The organism is Prauserella muralis, assembly GCF_003202285.1.
Classification (GTDB): Bacteria; Actinomycetota; Actinomycetes; order Mycobacteriales; family Pseudonocardiaceae; genus Prauserella_B; species Prauserella_B muralis.
Map to the genome: position 1 here is coordinate 84,969 of NZ_MASW01000001.1, position 16,582 is coordinate 101,550.

The 16,582-nt window shown below is 71.4% G+C and carries 15 protein-coding genes; 7 read left to right on the forward strand and 8 right to left on the reverse strand.

Features of this window, described 5'->3' with window-relative positions; genetic code table 11:
• Window positions 1-32: 32 nt before the first annotated feature.
• Window positions 33-677 carry a hypothetical protein gene (locus BAY60_RS01200; protein WP_112278967.1) on the forward strand — a complete coding sequence of 215 codons (645 nt, stop codon included), beginning with the start codon at window positions 33-35 and terminating at the stop codon, window positions 675-677.
• A gap of 29 nt (window positions 678-706) precedes the next feature.
• Here the strand turns inward: BAY60_RS01200 and BAY60_RS01205 are convergent, their stop codons facing one another.
• From BAY60_RS01205 to BAY60_RS01215, 3 genes are read right to left on the reverse strand one after another with little or no spacing between them, the layout of a single operon-like run.
• Window positions 707-1,204, reverse strand: coding sequence for a hypothetical protein (locus BAY60_RS01205; protein ID WP_112278968.1), 498 nt, complete (start codon window positions 1,202-1,204; stop codon window positions 707-709).
• Between the two features lie 23 nt (window positions 1,205-1,227).
• The gene (locus BAY60_RS01210; protein ID WP_112278969.1) at window positions 1,228-2,601 is read right to left on the reverse strand and encodes a putative T7SS-secreted protein; all 1,374 of its coding nucleotides are present in this window, start codon (window positions 2,599-2,601) and stop codon (window positions 1,228-1,230) included.
• On the reverse strand, window positions 2,601-2,918 hold the full coding sequence (locus BAY60_RS01215; RefSeq protein WP_112278970.1) for a hypothetical protein: 318 nt from the start codon (window positions 2,916-2,918) through the stop codon (window positions 2,601-2,603). The genes BAY60_RS01210 and BAY60_RS01215 overlap by 1 nt, the downstream gene beginning before the upstream one ends.
• Window positions 2,919-3,030: 112 nt before the next feature.
• Between BAY60_RS01215 and BAY60_RS01220 the strand changes: the two genes are divergently transcribed.
• Complete coding sequence (locus BAY60_RS01220) at window positions 3,031-3,351, forward strand: DUF4333 domain-containing protein (protein ID WP_112278971.1); 321 nt, start codon at window positions 3,031-3,033, stop codon at window positions 3,349-3,351.
• Here BAY60_RS01220 and BAY60_RS01225 read toward each other — a convergent pair.
• From BAY60_RS01225 to BAY60_RS01235, 3 genes are read right to left on the reverse strand one after another with little or no spacing between them, the layout of a single operon-like run.
• Window positions 3,311-3,928: a TetR/AcrR family transcriptional regulator gene (locus BAY60_RS01225; RefSeq protein ID WP_112278972.1), complete on the reverse strand. Its 618-nt coding sequence runs from the start codon at window positions 3,926-3,928 to the stop codon at window positions 3,311-3,313. The two genes, BAY60_RS01220 and BAY60_RS01225, sit on opposite strands and share 41 nt — an antisense overlap.
• A gap of 20 nt (window positions 3,929-3,948) precedes the next feature.
• Window positions 3,949-5,661, reverse strand: a complete 1,713-nt coding sequence (locus BAY60_RS01230) for an SDR family oxidoreductase (RefSeq protein ID WP_245992254.1) — start codon at window positions 5,659-5,661, stop codon at window positions 3,949-3,951.
• Window positions 5,643-7,169, reverse strand: coding sequence for an MFS transporter (locus BAY60_RS01235; protein ID WP_245992256.1), 1,527 nt, complete (start codon window positions 7,167-7,169; stop codon window positions 5,643-5,645). Before BAY60_RS01235 ends, BAY60_RS01230 begins: the two co-directional genes overlap by 19 nt.
• A 130-nt stretch (window positions 7,170-7,299) precedes the next feature.
• On the opposite strand from BAY60_RS01235, the gene BAY60_RS01240 reads away from it, so the two are divergent.
• From BAY60_RS01240 to BAY60_RS01260, 5 genes are all read left to right on the forward strand, one after another.
• Entirely contained in the window at window positions 7,300-8,667 is a 1,368-nt protein-coding gene (locus tag BAY60_RS01240; RefSeq protein WP_112278974.1) for a serine hydrolase domain-containing protein, read from the forward strand.
• Window positions 8,668-8,711: 44 nt separating this feature from the next.
• Window positions 8,712-9,842, forward strand: a complete 1,131-nt coding sequence (serC, locus tag BAY60_RS01245; RefSeq protein WP_112278975.1) for a phosphoserine transaminase — start codon at window positions 8,712-8,714, stop codon at window positions 9,840-9,842.
• 253 nt (window positions 9,843-10,095) lie between these two features.
• Window positions 10,096-10,980 (forward strand): septation protein SepH, encoded by an 885-nt coding sequence (sepH, locus tag BAY60_RS01250; RefSeq protein ID WP_112278976.1) that lies wholly within the window; start codon window positions 10,096-10,098, stop codon window positions 10,978-10,980.
• Window positions 10,981-11,255: 275 nt separating this feature from the next.
• Window positions 11,256-12,452, forward strand: coding sequence for an NAD-dependent epimerase/dehydratase family protein (locus BAY60_RS01255; protein WP_112278977.1), 1,197 nt, complete (start codon window positions 11,256-11,258; stop codon window positions 12,450-12,452).
• A 268-nt stretch (window positions 12,453-12,720) separates the two neighbouring features.
• Window positions 12,721-13,221: a GtrA family protein gene (locus BAY60_RS01260; protein WP_112278978.1), complete on the forward strand. Its 501-nt coding sequence runs from the start codon at window positions 12,721-12,723 to the stop codon at window positions 13,219-13,221.
• A gap of 82 nt (window positions 13,222-13,303) precedes the next feature.
• Here the strand turns inward: BAY60_RS01260 and BAY60_RS01265 are convergent, their stop codons facing one another.
• Together BAY60_RS01265 and BAY60_RS01270 are read right to left on the reverse strand one after the other, a co-directional pair.
• Complete coding sequence (locus tag BAY60_RS01265; protein ID WP_112278979.1) at window positions 13,304-15,625, reverse strand: glycosyltransferase family 2 protein; 2,322 nt, start codon at window positions 15,623-15,625, stop codon at window positions 13,304-13,306.
• Window positions 15,622-16,569, reverse strand: coding sequence for an NAD-dependent epimerase/dehydratase family protein (locus BAY60_RS01270; protein WP_112278980.1), 948 nt, complete (start codon window positions 16,567-16,569; stop codon window positions 15,622-15,624). Before BAY60_RS01270 ends, BAY60_RS01265 begins: the two co-directional genes overlap by 4 nt.
• Window positions 16,570-16,582: the final 13 nt, after the last annotated feature.

Below are 16,582 nucleotides of genomic sequence, written 5' to 3' on the forward strand. Positions count from 1 at the left end.
TGACGTGATGTCGAGGCCGGAGGGTGTGGGCGATGGAAACCCTGGCGCCGATCCTGTTCGTGGTGGTGTTCGCCGCGATCGTCGGGCTGGTGGCGTGGTTGTTCCTGCGGAGCAGGCGGCGCGAGCAGACGATGCGCGACGAGGAGGTCGGCGGCGAGCTGGCCCGGCTCGCCGCCGGACGCGGCTGGATCTTCGAGCAGGAGAACGTCGGCTACGCCGACCGCTTCACCGGTTACCCGTTCAGTCAGCACCTGCGCGAGCGGCGGTCCCGGGAGCTGGTGACGGGCACCCACCGGGGCTGGGAGTTCGGCGCCTTCCAGTACAGCCCGAGGCCGATGCAGGATCCCGGCGAGCGGCAGCAGTACTTCCGGTACTTCCGCGTGTTCGCGATCCGGCTGCCCGCGCCGAGGCCGACGCTGCAGCTCACCCCGAAGGGCGCGGGCGAGTACAAGGTCAACACCGACGACGACCGGTTCGCCGCCTACGTGCTCACCGAGCCGGTGAAGCGCTGGCTCGCCGAGGACCCGCGCGCGCCGCGCTACCGCGTCCGGTTCGAACGCGACGAGCTCATCGCCTGGTACGAGCAGAAGGACCGGTTCGCCCCGGCCGAGCTGGACATGGGGCTGGACTTCCTGTGCGACCTGCTGGACCGCGTGCCGCGCGAAGCCCTGCGCTGACCGCGCCAGCCCGCGTGTTGGCCGCGGGGTCAGGTGGAGGAACCCGCCTGCGGGCGTACGGTGCCGACGAACTTCTGGTAGTCGCCGAGCACGGCGTCGAGCTGGCTGTCCCGGCAGGTCAGCGCCAGCTCGATCACCGCGCGCCGCCGCGGGTCGCTCTCGTCGCGCAACTCCAGGTACACCTGGCACTGCACGAGCTGCAGCCGCCGGTTGTCGATCGTGGTGGTGATGTCGACGACCTGGGTGCGGCCCGGGGCGTCCTTGGAGCCCACGATGTCGCGCTGCCGCAGCGTCACGACGTCGGCGGTGCCGTCGAGCCGCCGCAGCGACTCGTCGGCGATGGCGTCGAGCGACGTGCCGTCGGTGTAGAGCTGCCCCGCGATCGTGATGTTCGCGGTGAACCCGTCGATGGAGGCCGGGTGCAGCGCCACGAAGGCGCTACCGGGCGCGTTCACCTCGTCCGGCGGCGCCGGTGTCCAGCCCTCGGGCAGCTCGAACTCGATCGGCACGGGTAGCTGGGTGGCCATCGGTACGCTCCACGTCTCTCGCGCTAGTCGAATGGGTTCAGGGTGCCCGCGATGTCCCCGGCCTTGTCGACGGCACCGCTCGCCGCGTTGCCGATCGCCCCCGCTGCGTCGGACGCGGTGTCGACGACCTTGCCCGGGTCGATCGTGATCTCCCCGCCGAGCTTGCCGCCGACGCCGAGGGCGACGCCGGCCTCGCCGCCGATGGTGAACTTGCCGTCGTGCATGCCCAGGGTCGCGTTGGCCTCGGCGCCGATGCCGGCCCACGCCTCCCCGGTGGCCCCCGCCCCGAGGCCGCCGACGTCGGCGTGGACCTCGCCCTCGGCCTTGGCACCCGCGAACGCGTCCGCGCCGGCGTGCAGGCCGTCCGGGCCCGCCGACAACTCCGCCTCGGCCTCGGCGCCCGCGAACACCTCGCCGGAGCCGCCGACCTCGGCGACACCGTAGTGCGCCGAGCCGTCGACCGACGCGCTGGCCCCTGCCGAGGCGCCCGCCTCGGCCTGCAGGCCGTCCCTGCCGAGAGACGCCGACGCGTGCGCCTCGGCGCCGACCTTCGCCTCGGCCGACCCGGCGAGCGTGATGTCACCGAGCTGGGTCGCGCCCTTGGCGTCCGCCTTGAACAGGTTGGCCTCGCCCTGCCACGACCCGAGCTTGGCGCTGACGTCGGGGCCGCCGCGCTGGTTCTCGGGGAACTGGTGCCCGAACTGGTGGTACCTGGCGAACCGGCTGCCCTCGTCCTGCTGGCGCTGCGCCTTCTCGGTGATCTGCTCGCCCTCCCGCAGATCCCAGCTCGCCGAGGTGGCGAGGGGTCCCTCCTCCTCGACGTAGGCGGCCGGTCCCGACAGCCAGCTCGGCGCGTCCGGGCCCTTGCCGCCCTGGGCGTCGATGGCCTCGCCGTTGTTCGTGCCCGCCTGCTCCAGCTGCCTGCGCGCGCGGTCGAGGATGTCCTGCGCCTGTTTGCGCAGCCCGGCGCCGGGGTCCTCGAACGCCGGCACCGGGCCTGCCGGGCCCGCCCCCGGGGGCCCGCCGGCACCCACCAGCGCATCGTGCTCCTGCCTCGCCTCCCGCGTTGCCGCCTCACCGCGCTCCCACAGCTCCATGGCCTCGGCTGCCTGGCCCTGCGCCCAGGTGAGCGTGTCGGCATGGCTGCCCAGCGTGTCGGCCACGGAGTTCATCGCGTCGTGGCCGAGCATCCAGTTGGGTTTCTCGCCGGAGAACTTGTCCCAGAAGGCGCTGCTGGCCGGGCCCTCCCAGCCGTCGATGCGGATGTTGCCGAGGTCCTCGGCCACCGTGCGCATGACGCGCGCCTTGCCCCGCAGCTCCTCGGCGGCGGCGTTGACGGCCTCCGGGTCGCCAGGGACGAGCTCCTTCGGGTCCTTGGTGCTGCCGAGCTCGGCCATCAGGGCACCTCCTGCGGCGCGGGGCCGGGACTCGGCGACGGCTGCGGCATCGTGTTCTGGTCTTCTCTGTTCTCGTACGCCGTCGCGGCGGAGTCAAGTGCCTCACCCGCCGAGGCCGACCGCTGCTGCAGAATTCCCTTCGCCAGCTCCCAGGTCGTGCAGAACGCCGAGAGCGAGCCGGACACCGCGTCGTTGCCGAAGACCTTGCCGTTCTCGGCGATCTTCTCCAGCTCCAGCTTGTCCGCACCGCCGATGGCGTCCGCGATCTGGCCTGCCGCCGAGCGCAGCGTCTGCGGGTCGACGCGATAGCCGGTCATCCCCGTCCCACCCCCTGTCGATTCCGGTGACGTCGTTCCCAGGCTGAGCGGGCATGCTAGCGTCCGCGGCAAGCGCCCGTCACGAAGATCGAGAAGATTGTTGGTAATTTCCATGCTGGACACTCGAAGGCTGCTGCTCGTTCCCGTGTTCGTGGCTCTTGCCGTCGCGGGCTGCAGTGCCGAGGTCAAGACCGAGAACAAGGTTTCCCCGGAGAACCTGCAGACCAGCGTCGCCGACGCGCTGGAGAAGCAGGTCGGTCAGCGCCCGGAGAGCATCGACTGTCCAGAGGGGATCGACGCCGAGCAGGGCGCGAAGGCACGCTGCGTGCTGGAGCACCAGGGCACGCGCTACGGCGTGTCGGTCACCGTCACCTCCGCGGAAGGCGGCAACGTCAAGTACGACGTCCAGGTGGACGACCAGCCGATGAAGTGAGCGCTTCCGGCTCGTGGCGCCCGGTCGCGTCCAGCATCGCCAGCAGCTGATCCACCAGCCACGCGTCGAGACGTTCGCGCGGCAGTGAGCGCTCCTGCAGCCAGGTGAGCAGGCTGCCCTCCACGACGGCGGTCCAGCAGCGCACGGTCGTGAGCACCAGCGGCGACGGCTCGGTGATGTCCAGGTCCTCCAGGATCACGGCGACCGCGCGGTTGCGGACCTCGTCCACAATGGCGCCGGTCTCTGAGGTGGCGATCACCGAACCGCTGCGCACGAGTGCGACATAACCGGCCCGGTGCCGCTCGGCCACGTCGGCGAGTGCCCGCACCGCCGCCCGGAGCCGGTCGACGGGCTCGGCGTCCGGGCGCTCGTCGAGCCGAGCCAGCAGGTCGTCCACCACCGACCGCAGGGCCGCGACGTGCAGTTCGCGGACACCCGCGAAGTAGCGGTAGAACAGCGGGCGGGACACGTCGGCACGCGCCGTGACGTCGTCCACCGAGACGTCTTCGGGCGAGCGCGTGCTGAACAGCTCCAGCGCGGCGGAGATCAGGTCCGCCCTGCGTGCCTCGCGCGACATGCGGCGAGGCCTGCGCTCGCTCACCGGGCGGCGGCGGCCCGCAGCAGGGCCGGGGTGAGCCGCGACAACGCCAGCGTCAGCTTGGCCTCCGGAGTGGACGGCACCAGCGGGACGTCCCGCTCCACCGCGCGCAGGATGTCACGCGCCACCCGCTCGGGTCCGAAGCCCCGCCGGGCGTAGAGCCTGCTGCTGTGCTCCTGCCTGCGCCGCTGCTCGGCCTCGTCCGCGCCGACGAACCGGGTGGTGGCCGTGATGCCGGTGCGCACGATCCCGGGGCACACCGCGCTGACCCCGATCCGCCTGCCCGCCAGCTCGGCGCGCAGGCACTCGCTGAGCATGAGCACCGCGGCCTTGGTCGTGGAGTAGGCGGGCAGCAGCCTCGACGGCAGGTAGGCGGCCATCGAGGCGACGTTGACGATGTGCCCGCCCTCGGCGCGCTCGGCGAGCCGTGGCGCGAACGCGCGGCAGCCGTGGATGACGCCCCACAGGTTGACGTCGAGGATGCGCTGCCAGTCGGCCACGCCGGTGTCGAGGAACGAGCCCGCCATCCCGATGCCCGCGTTGTTGACGAGGATGTCCGGCACGCCGTGCTCGTCGTGCACCGCCTCGGCGAACGCGTGCACCGCCGAGCCGTCCGCGACGTCCACTGTGTACTCGGCGGCCCGCGCCCCGCTGCGGCGCACGAGCTCGGCCGTTCCTGCCAGGCCCTCGCGGTTGACGTCGGCGAGCACGACGTCGGCGCCCTGCTGGGCGAAGGCGACGGCCGTGGCACGCCCGATGCCGCTGCCCGCGCCGGTGACCACCGCGAGCCTGCCCGGGAACCGCCCTCGTGGCGGCGGCGCGACGCGGGAGCGGACCAGTGCCCGCGCCTGTGGCCCGCCCTCGACGTGGTCGACGAGCTCGGTGGTGGCGCGGGCGACGAGACCCGGGTCGGCGCGCGGCAGCCAGTGGCTGCCCGCGACCGGGCGCACGCACAGGTCGGGCACCCAGCGCTCGATCTCGGTCTGCAGTGGCGTGGTGACGAACGGGTCGGCCAGCGGGGCGAGCACCTGAACCGGCACGTCGGTGTGCCTGCGCTGCGGCCTGCTAAGCCTCGGCAGCATGTTGGCCCGGTACAGGTTCAGCCCGTGCAGCCCGTCGGCGAGCTCCGGCGCGGCCTCCGCTGGGTCGAGCCTGCGGATGGCCCTGGGCAGCAGGCCGGTGCGCCAGGCCAGCTCCGGCACGAAAGGCAGCTGGAAGAACGCGATGTAGGTGGAGTGCAGCAGCTGGCCGAGCGCGTGGCGCAGGCGGCGGGGCGTCGGCCCGCGCAGCTGGGCCCGGAACCAGTGCGCGGCGTGGTCGAGGTCGGGTCCGGAGATCGACGTGAACGACGCGACCCGGCCGCGCAGCCACTCGCCGGTGACGGCGTGCCAGGTCTGGATCGCGCCCCAGTCGTGGGCCAGCAGGTGCACCCTGCCCTCGCCCTGCACGGCGCCGACCACGGTGGCGAGGTCGTCGGCGAGCTGGTCGAGCCGGTAGGCGGTCCGTTGCCCTGGCTTGCCGGACGCGCCCGCGCCGCGCACGTCGTAGGTCACCACCCGGAACCGCTCGGCGAGCAGGCCGGCCACCCCGTCCCAGAGGGACGCGTTGTCGGGGTAGCCGTGCACGCAGACGACCGTCGGCGCCGCCTCCGGGCCGCGCACCCGCACCGCGAGCCGGACGCCGTCGGTGGCCGTCACCCAGCTGTGAGACATCCTGTCATCGTAGACAGACTGTCAACGACGGCGCGCCAGCAGCAGCTTTCCCCAGGTCCAGACGGTGTCACCCACCAGGACGAGGCACCAGATCCGGCCGGCGTCGAGCAGCCAGTGGCCGCTGTCGTTCCACAGCCACGAGAGTTCGTGCGGCCCGCCGAGCACGGCCTCGACCGGCCAGCTGTACCCCAGCACCGCGAGCACCGCCTGCACCACGACGAACAGGACCACGTGCTGGGACCACGTGCGCACCCCGGCCGACACCGGCGTTCGCTCCGCGCCTGCGGTGGCTCCGGCACCGGCTCGGGCTCGGGTTCCGGCCGCTCACGTTCGTCCGGCGGCGCGGGCTCGGACGGGTACTCCGCCACCCCGACCCGCCGCACCGCCGTGCGCGCGAACCCGGCACCGGCGAGCAGCAACCCGGCGGCGCCCACGCAGGCGAAGCGCCAGCCTCCCCCCGAGGAGTAGAGCAGCCCGGCGCAGAACGTGCCGACCGTGACGCCGAGCAGGGTCGCGCTCTCGTAGACGCCCATGGCGCGGCCGAGGCTCACCCCCGCGGCCTCCGCGACGATCGACTGCTCCACCGGGATGGCCGCGGCGAACGCGACCGCCGAGAACACCCACATGCCCGCGATCACCCACGGGTTCGGCGCGACCGACAACCCGGCGGCGAACGCGGCGCTGCACACCAGCGCCAGCGAGAGCACCCGGGTGCGGCCGATCCGGCGCACGATGCCGTGCAGGTGGCCGGGCAGGGTGCTGTAGACGATGAACCCGGGCAGGAACACGGCGGCGATCTGACCCAGCTGGAGTTCGAAGCCACGCTGGAGGTGCAGCAGGAGCAGCAGCGCCACGCCGCCCTCTGCCAGCGCCGTGAGCACCACGAGCAGCAGCACCGGCCGCATCCTGCGGCTCAGCTGTGACAGCCGTGCACCGTCGGGTGTGGACAGAGGTGGCCCCGGCCGGGAGGCCACGAGCACGACGGCCGTGGCGGCGCAGGCCGCGGCGCCGAGCCAGAACACGCCGCGGTAGTCGACGCGCGACACCAGCGGCATCGCGACGAGGAAGGCCATCCACGTTCCCGCGCCCTCGGCGGCGAACAGTTTGCTGTAGACACCGCTGTCCACGGCGAGCCGTTCCCCGGCCCTGGCGCGCAGCGCGACCCAGAACACCGCGCCGCCCGCGCCGCCGGCGACGGCGGCGGCATAGGCAAGGCCCAGCCCGGGCGTCGCGGCGTACCCGGCGAACGACAGTCCATAGAGGACGGCACCGGCCGCGGCGAGCCTGCCGCGGTCGAGCCGGTCGGCCAGCACACCGGCCAGCGGCCGCACCAGCAACGACACCAGTGTCTCCAGTGCCGTGAGCGCGCCCACCTCCGCGGCCGAGGCACCGAGCCGGCTGCCCGCCCAGAGTGGCAGGAAGAAGTCCAGCACCTCGGCCGGGCCACGGGTCAGCGCCGCCGCCAGCTCGTCCTGCCGCCCGCGCCGCCGCGCCGTGCCGGCCTTCACCATCGTCTCCCCCGGTCTCCCTCTCCGCCGAGCGTAGGGACGGGGCGGCGCCGTGGCGTCCTCCTTTCGTCGGACCGGCGCGTCCACCTCCCGGCCGACCGGCGGGCGACCCGCGCGGCAGAATGTGTCCATGTTGCCCAGCACCGAGCTCGCCCTGCTTCGCCGCGTCGCCACCGAGCAGTCGAACGGCCGGGCGCCGTCGCTGGTGGCCACGCTCGTGCGCGACGGCGACATCGTCTGGTCGGGCGCGCGTGGCTCCGTCGACGGCGCGCCGCCGGACGAGCGCACCCAGTACCGCATCGGCTCCATCACCAAGTCGCTCGTGGCCGCGCTCGTGCTGCGCCTGCGCGACGAAGGCAGGCTGGACCTCGCCGACCCGCTGGAGCGGCACCTGCCGGAGACGGCCTTCGGGCGGGTCACCGTCGCGCAGCTGCTGGCGCACACCGGAGGGCTGACCGCGGAGTCGCCGGGCCAGTGGTGGGAGCGCACGCCAGGCGGCGACTGGCCCGGCCTCAACGCCGGCCTCACCGAGGCGGAGTGGAAGCACCGGCCCGGCAGGAGGTTCCACTACTCCAACGTCGGCTACGGCGTGCTCGGCGAGCTGGTGGCCCGGCTGCGCGGCACGAGCTGGCTGGACGCGCTGCGCACCGAGGTGCTCACCCCGCTCGGCATGAGCAGGACCACCGAGCGGCCCGCGGGCAGGCACGCGCGTGGCTGCGCGGTGCATCCGTTCGCCGACGTCGTGCTGCCCGAACCCGAGCACGACGCAGGCGCGATGGCCCCGGCCGGCCAGCTGTGGTCGTGCACCGCGGACCTGGCCCGCTGGACGGCGTTCGTCGGCGGCCGCACCGGCGACGTGCTGCACCCGGACACCGTCGCGGAGATGCGCGAGGCGGCGGCCATCGACGACAGCGGCGCGTGGAACTCCGGATACGGGCTCGGCCTGCAGCTCGTCCAGATCGACGGCAGGCGGCTGGCAGGCCACACCGGCTCGATGCCCGGCTTCCTGGCGTGCACGCTGATCGACCCGGCCACCCAGACGGGCGCAGTGGCGTTCGCCAACACCACGTCGGGCGTGAGCATCCTGGGCCTGGTCAGCGACCTCATCGCGATCGCCGACACCCAGGAGCCGCCGCTGCCGCGCGAGTGGCGGCCCGCCGAGATCGACCCGGCGCTGCTGGAGCTGACCGGGCTGTGGCACTGGGGGCCCACGCCGTTCCACCTGCGCATCCTGCCCAGCGGCTGGCTCGACCTCACCCCGGCCGCGGGCCAGGGCAGGGCATCACGGTTCCGCCCGCTCGGCGACGACCGCTGGCTCGGGCTCGACGGCTACTACGCGGGCGAGACGATGACCGTGCACCGCGACGGCGGCGGCAGGCCGGCGCACCTCGACGTCGCGACGTTCGTGTTCACCAGGACGCCGTACGACCCGGCGGCGCCGATTCCGGGCGGCGTGGACGACAAGGGCTGGCGGGGCGACCACCACGTGGGACGGTGACCCACGCCATTCAGCGGCCGCCGGCCACGTGAAACACTGGCCGCATGAGCGAAGCCGCTGAGTTGACCCTTCCCGCAGACCTCAAGCCCTCCGACGGCCGGTTCGGCTGCGGACCGTCCAAGGTCCGCCAGGAGCAGCTGGCCAGCCTCGCCAAGGAGGGCGCCAACGTCCTCGGCACCTCCCACCGCCAGAAGCCGGTGAAGTCGCTGGTCGGCCGTGTTCGCTCCGGGCTCGCCGAGCTGTTCGGCCTGCCGGACGGGTACGAGGTGGTGCTCGGCAACGGCGGCACGACGGCGTTCTGGGACGCCGCCGCCTTCGGCCTCGTGCGGGAGCGTGCACAGCACTTCGCCTACGGGGAGTTCTCGTCCAAGTTCGCGACCGTCACGGACAAGGCGCCCTTCCTCGCCGAGTCGACCGTCGTCAAGTCCGACCCTGGCACCGCCCCCGAGATCGCCTACCAGCAGGGCGCCGACATCGTGGCGTGGGCGCACAACGAGACCTCCACCGGTGTCGCCGTGCCCGTCCGCCGTCCCGAGGGCAGCGACGGCGCGCTCGTCACCATCGACGCCACCTCCGGCGCGGGCGGTCTGCCCGTCAAGGCCGAGGACTTCGACGTCTACTACTTCGCGCCGCAGAAGTCGTTCGCCTCCGACGGCGGGCTGTGGATCGCGCTCATGTCGCCCGCCGCGCTCGACCGCGTCGGCGAGCTCGGCTCCTCCGGCCGCTGGGTTCCCGAGTTCCTGTCGCTGACCACGGCGCTGGACAACTCGCGCAAGGACCAGACGTACAACACGCCCGCCGTGGCGACGCTGTTCCTGCTCGCCGACCAGATCGAGTGGATGCTCGCGAACGGCGGACTCTCCTGGACCACCTCGCGGACCCGCGACTCGTCCACCCGGCTGTACGAGTGGGCCGAGAAGACCGGCTACACCACGCCGTTCGTCACCGACCCCGCGCTGCGCTCGCAGGTCGTCGGCACCGTCGACTTCGCCGACGACGTGGACGCCTCGGCCGTGGCGAAGACACTGCGCGCCAACGGGATCGTCGACGTGGAGCCGTACCGGAAGCTGGGCCGCAACCAGCTGCGCGTTGGCATGTTCCCCGCCATCGAGCCGGACGACGTCACCGCGCTGACCCAGTGCATCGAGTGGGTCGTGGAGCGCCTCGCCAAGTAGCTCCCCAATGTGGCATTGGTAGCGTTCAACGCTCCCAATGCGGCATTCGTAGCGTTCAGCGCTACGAATGCCGCATTGGGGAGATTCCCCTTATCGAGATGCGGGCAGCCCGGCGCGTCGGCACGATTGTCGCCGGACGTCTCCAGCAAGATCATCAAGGGATACGCGGAGAAGTCGGCGCGCCTCGCCCGTCAAGGCGACGCGCCGCTCTACCGTGGACACCCACAGAGGTGAACGCGCTTGGGAGGCCTGAATGCGAACGCTACGGGTGGTCGGGCTACACGAGGACGGCAAGTCCATCGTGTGCGAAGACCCCGCGCGCCGCGAACGGTTCCTCCTGCCTGCCGACGAACGCCTGCGCGCGGCCGCCCGCGGGGATGCCACCCGCCTCGGCCAGATCGAGATCGAGCTGGAGAGCCAGATGCGCCCACGAGAGATCCAGGCCCGCATCCGGGCCGGCGAGTCGGTCGAGCAGGTCGCCTCGGCGGCCGGTGTCCCCCAGCAGCGGGTCGAACGCTTCGCCTACCCCGTCCTGCTGGAGCGCTCGCGCACCGCGGAACTCGCCCAGCAGGCCCACCCGGTGCGCGAGGACGGTCCCGATGTGCAGACGCTCGGCGAGGTGGTCGCCTACTCGTTCGGGGCACGCGGGCAGGACTACTCGCAGGCGACCTGGGACGCCTGGCGCGGCGACGACAACCGCTGGGTCGTCTGCCTGCGCTGGAGCGCGGGCCGGTCGCAGAACCGCGCGCACTGGGCGTTCTCACCCGGCGCGCACGGCGGCACGGTGACCGCACTCGACGAGCTGGCCGAAGCGCTGCTCGACCCGAACTCCCACCGCGTGCCGCGCGCCGTCGACCAGCGCAGGGACGCCGGTGAGGAACCCGCCGACGAGCAGCAGATGCTCGACTACGGCACCGAGCAGGCCGCAGGCAAGGCCGGCAACGTCATCGAGGCACCGATCCCGGAACCCAACGAGGACGACACCACCGAGATGCCGCGCGTGCCCGCCGAGGAGCCCGGCGCGGCCGGTGAGCAGCCGCCCGCACGCACCGCGAAGCCCAAGCCGAAGAAGAAGGGCCACCCCGCCGTCCCGGCCTGGGAGGACGTCCTGCTCGGAGTCCGCAGCCAGCGCGGGTGACCGGCGCACCACCAGCCGTTACCCAGGTCACGGGCCGGTCACGAGCCACCCCTCTGGGCAGTGCTAGCATCGCGCTGCTCATCTCAATCCCGTCCTGCTTGGAGCCCCGCTGAGAACCGCCGCCCGCACGTGACCCGAACCGGCCGCTGCGGCGGCCAGGGCAGGTGCGATGACAAGGCGGCAGGGCCGTCGCGCAGAATAGCCCGGTGGTAGCGCCATCACCCGAAGCGGTAGCGTCTGCCACCCCGACGGGGATGAATAACAGGAGGAAGAACATGCGAGTACTGGTCCTTGGCGGGGACGGCTTCTGCGGCTGGCCGACCTCCCTGCACCTGTCGGCACAGGGGCACGAGGTCGCCATCGTCGACAACCTGTCGCGGCGCAAGATCGACATCGAGCTCGAGTGCGAGTCGCTGACGCCGATCCGGCCGATGAACCAGCGGCTGCGCGCCTGGAAAGAGGTGTCCGGCAAGGACATCGGCTTCCACAACATCAACGTCGCCAGCAACTACCAGCGTTTCCTGGACCTCCTCGTGGACTGGCAGCCGGACGCCATCGTGCACTTCGCCGAGCAGCGGGCCGCGCCGTACTCGATGAAGAGCAGCTGGCACAAGCGCTACACGGTCGACAACAACCTCAACGCCACCAACAACGTGCTCGCCGCGGTGGTGGAGAGCGGCCTCGACATCCACGTCGCCCACCTGGGCACCATGGGCGTCTACGGCTACGGCACGGCCGGCATGAAGATCCCCGAGGGCTACCTCAACGTCAAGATCGACACCGGTGAGGGCCTGATCGAGCAGGAGATCCTGTACCCGGCCAACCCGGGCAGCATCTACCACATGACGAAGACGCAGGACCAGCTGCTGTTCTTCTACTACAACAAGAACGACCAGGTGCGGGTCACCGACCTGCACCAGGGCATTGTCTGGGGCACCCAGACGAGGGAGACCCAGCTCGACGAGCGGCTCATCAACCGGTTCGACTACGACGGCGACTACGGCACCGTGCTCAACCGGTTCCTGATGCAGGCCGGGGTCGGCTACCCGCTCACCGTGCACGGCACCGGTGGCCAGACCCGGGCATTCATTCACATTCAGGACACCGTGAAGTGCATCGAGCTGGCGCTGGACAACCCGCCCGCGAAGGGTGACCGGGTGCAGATCCTGAACCAGATGACCGAGACCCACCGGGTCCGGGATCTGGCGAAGATGATCGCCGAGCGCACCGGCGCCACCATCGCGAACGTCGAGAACCCGCGCAACGAGGCTGACGAGAACGAGTTGCACGTGGCCAACGACCGCTTCCTCCACCTCGGACTCAACCCGGTCACGTTGAGCGAGGGGCTGATGAGCGAGGTCACCGACATCACCAAGAAGTACGCCGATCGGTGTGACACGTCGAAGATTCCCTGCGTCTCGGCGTGGAGCAGCGACAAGTCCGAGAAGGTCGGCACCCCGGCGGAAGCATGACCGTCGCGCGACTCGCCGGGCGGCTCACGCGAGCCGCCCGGCGAGTCGTGCACGTCCAGACCACTCTTCTTCCGGTTCACGCACACCGGCCCGCGCCATCCTGGCCCGCGATCGGTGAATTTCGGACAAGCCGGGCACGTGGTTGCACCGCCCGGACACCGGGGTACCCCTCCGTGGTCGGAGCGGCGCGCCCCATGCGATCGCGCAGTGTGATCAGATTGGCCAGACCAGGGATGCGCCTGCACCCACTCGAACGGCGGTGTGCACAATGACGGATGTGAGCACAGTTACCGACACCGCGCCTCAGCCGCGCCAGCCCGGCACCAAACGGCCGCGGTTGTTCGCCCGGCTGCTCCGCGCCGGGGCCAGCTCCGTGGTGGCCACGGGCTTCAGCCAGGTCACCTTGATCGGCCTCCTGGCGACCGGGGCGAGCCCGACGCTCGCCAGCTCCGTCGCCTTCGTCGCCGGTGCCGTCCCGAACTACTTCATCGCGCGCCGCTGGGCCTGGGGACGGCAGGGAAAGCCGCACGTCAAGCGCGAGCTCGTGCCGTACCTGTGCGTCATCGGGCTGGGCGCGCTGGCCTCCGTCGGCCTCACGACATTGGCCGGGATGATCACGGAGCCGCTGAAGATCTCCGGCTTCACCCGCATCATCGTGCTCGACGTCGCGTACCTGAGCAGCTACGCGCTGGTCTTCATCCTCAAGTTCACGCTGCTCGACCGGTTCGTCTACTCCGGTCCTCGCGCCCTCGTCTCCGCAAAGACCTGACGCACTCGCCGTTCTTTCGGTTCGCGCCCGCCCGGATCAGCCGATCCAGGCGGGCGCGTTCTCGTTGGGGCTCAACCTCGGCTCAAGCCTGCGGGTTCACGGCGCGTGACCCCGCCGAGCCGTCCCCCTCCGCGGGCCGGGCGGCATCGTCCGCGGGAACGAGAGCCTTCGACGGCGTCTGCCGGTGACGCCCGCCCCGCAGCACGTACTCCCGCAGCCAGGTCCCGGTCATGACCCGTCCGTAGTTGGCGCCGTACTTGAGGCTGCGGCCCTTCTTGCTCTTGCCGTTGTTGCGCAGGCGCATGCTCATCGGCACCTCGAGCACCCTGGCGCCGCGTGCCATCACGCCGAGCAGCAGCTCGGAGGACTGGTACTGCGGCTCCCGCAACGTCACCGACGTCGCGAGCTCGGCAGGCATGGCCCGGAAACCGAACGACGTGTCCGTGATCTTCCGCATGGTCAGAATCGTCGCGAGCCAGGCGAACACGCGGACGCCGAGCCACCGCATGCTGCTGTCGTACTCTCCGGAACCCAGCCTGCGGGAGCCGGTGACGAAGTCGGCGGACCCGTCGAGCAGCGGCTTGACCAGCATCTGCATCTCGCCGTTGTCGTACTGGCCGTCCGCGTCGGTCGTGACGATGTAGCGGGCCCCGCACAGGGCGGCCAGGTGGTAGCCGAGGCGCAGGGCGCCGCCCTGGCCCCGGTTCTGCTGGGCCACGCACACGTAGGCGCCGTTGCGCTCGGCCACCTCGGCGGTGTCGTCCGTGGCGCCGTCGACCACGACCAGTGTGGACACCGGCAGGTCGCCGCAGTGGGTCGGCATCTCCCGCAGCACGGCACCGATGCCCTCGGCCTCGTTGTAGGCCGCGATGACGACCACGAGCGGCGTCAGCGGGCTGTCGCCGTAGCGCTTCCGGAAGTCGGCCACGGCCTGGGCGTCCGTGTCGTCCGGGAAGTCGGCCATCTTGGGCCGCCTGCCCGTGGAACCCGGCTTGCGCTTGGCCCAGCCCAGCATCGCCGCCAGGCCCAGCACGCCGCCAAGGGGCAGCAGCACCAGTGCGGGCAACTGGTAACGCCAGGAGAACTCGAAGGCGGCCGACCCGAGCAGGATGATGCCGCCGCTCGCCGTCGCGAGGAACGCGGCCCCCTGCAGCCCCGAGCGCCTGGCCTTGCCGACGCCCGCGGCGCCGAGCAGACCGAGCAGGGCGAAGATGCCCAGCGCAGGGCCCCAGGTGTAGCCGCCGTTCAGCTGGTAGTCACGGAGAAAGGCCGCAAGCTCGGTGTTGGTCGCCGGCAGCATGCCGTCGTAGTAGAGCGCGACCGCGTTCAACCTCTCCACGCTGTCTTCCCCAATGTTGTAGTACGGGTACGTCGTCTGGAACTGCCAGCGCTCGACTGGCACGTCGTTGGGCAAGGTCTCCTTGATCGGCGCGAAGTTCTTCGCGAAGTCACGGAGGATGGCCAGCGTGAAGTCCACCGGCTGGGTGAGCATCACGGTCTTGGCGAACTCGTTGGCGAGCTCACTCTTGGTTCTGCCCGGAGGCAGCTCGCCCGGGGGCCAGTTCGGATCGCCGTACTGGAAGTGGGTGTAGAAGTCGATGCCCTTGCGCTGGTCGAGCGGCTCCGTGGGACAGAACCGCAGCAGCACCTCGTCGTCCTGCGGCAGCTGGGAGCAGTCCGCGACGACCGACGCACGCCCGTACAGCACGCTGGTCTGCGCCCCGGTGAGCCCCCAGTGGCCCGCCTGCGACTTGAAGTAACCGGCGTAGGAGACCAGCACCACGGCCAGCCCGGCGACACCGGCCAGCACCCGGACCCCGATGCGCCGCCAGCCCGCCCAGCTGCGCCAGGCGCTGCCCGCGAACACCAGGTGCAGCATCAGTGGCACCACCAGCGTGATGCCGATGGTCCTGGTGACGATGGCGAACGCCAGCAGCACACCGGCCGCGGCCGCGCCCCACCAGCGGGGCTCGCGGCGGGCGAGCAGCGCCCAGAGAAAGCCCACCAGGAGGACCTGGAACAGGACCTCCGACATGATGTTCTCTTCGATCTGGAGCTGGTAGGCGTCCAGCAGCACGGGCGCGGTGACGATCGCCGCCAGCCAGGTGCGGTTCGTGTAGCGCAGCGCGAGCGCATAGAGGGCGAGCGCCATGAGCACGCCCACGGCGTGCTGCACCGCCGCCACGAACGCCAGGTCGCCGAGGCCGAGCAGCCCCTTGAGCACGACCGTGTAGCCGAGCGGGTTGAGGTCCGTCGGCCGCAGCTGCTCGAGGTTGCTCAGGTACCGGAAGGTGTCGATGTAGAGCAGAGCAGGCTGGTAGGCCAGCCAGGTAAGCACGCGCAGCGTGATCCCGCCCGCGAGCAGCACGAGCAGGAGCCAGTGACGACGGAGCAGCCCGGTCACTCGAAGACTTTCTGCCTGTCGTGGTCGAGGAAGTACTGCCAGGTGGCCGCCAGCCCCGCGGGCAGGTCGTACGCGGGCCGGTAGCCGATCGTCTCGGCACTGCGCGAGATGTCGACGACCACCGCGGGCATCTCCCCGCCCGGGGCCGGGATGTGCTCGACGGGGATCGGGCAGCCGGTGACCGAGCGGACCGTCTCGATGAGCTCGAGCACCGACACCGAACGTCCCGCGCCCACGATGGCCCTGCCGACGTGCTGGGTGTCCCAGGCTCCGAGGATGCCGCGCACGACGTCTTCGAGGAACACCAGGTCGCGGCGCTGCTGGCCGTCGCCGTAGACCTTGACGCCCTCCCCGGCCAGCGCCGCGCGCATCAGCCGGGGCACGAAGCTGTCCTTGTGCGACATGCCAGGCCCGTAGACGTTGGTGAACCGCAGCGCGCAGGTCTTCATGCCGTACGCGCCCGCGTAGCCGGACATGAGCATCTCGCACGCGGCCTTGGTGGCGCCGTACGGTGTCAGCGGGGCGAGAGCGAGGTTCTCGGTGATGGTGCTGACGCCCACGTCGCCAACGACGGCGTTGGTGGAGGCCAGGATGAACCGGGGAACCCCGTGCATCCGTGCCAGTTCCAGCAGCTCGTGCGTGATGGCGACGTTCTCGGAGTACGTCTTGGCCGGCATCTCGCGCGACTTGAGCACGGACGTGATGGCGGCCAGGTGAACGATGCCGTCCGTGCCGGGCAGGATGGCGCGCTCCCGGATCTCCGGGTCGGCCAGATCGCCCTGGATGGCGACGATGCCCTCGTCCTGGACGGTCACAGGCTCGCGGTCGACTACGGTGACGCGTGCGCCTCTCTCGCGGAACGCCGCGACGACTGCGCGGCCGATGAAGCCGCTACCACCGGTAACCACGACATTACACACGTCTGGTGTGATCGACGAAGCCATGGAGGTCAAACTA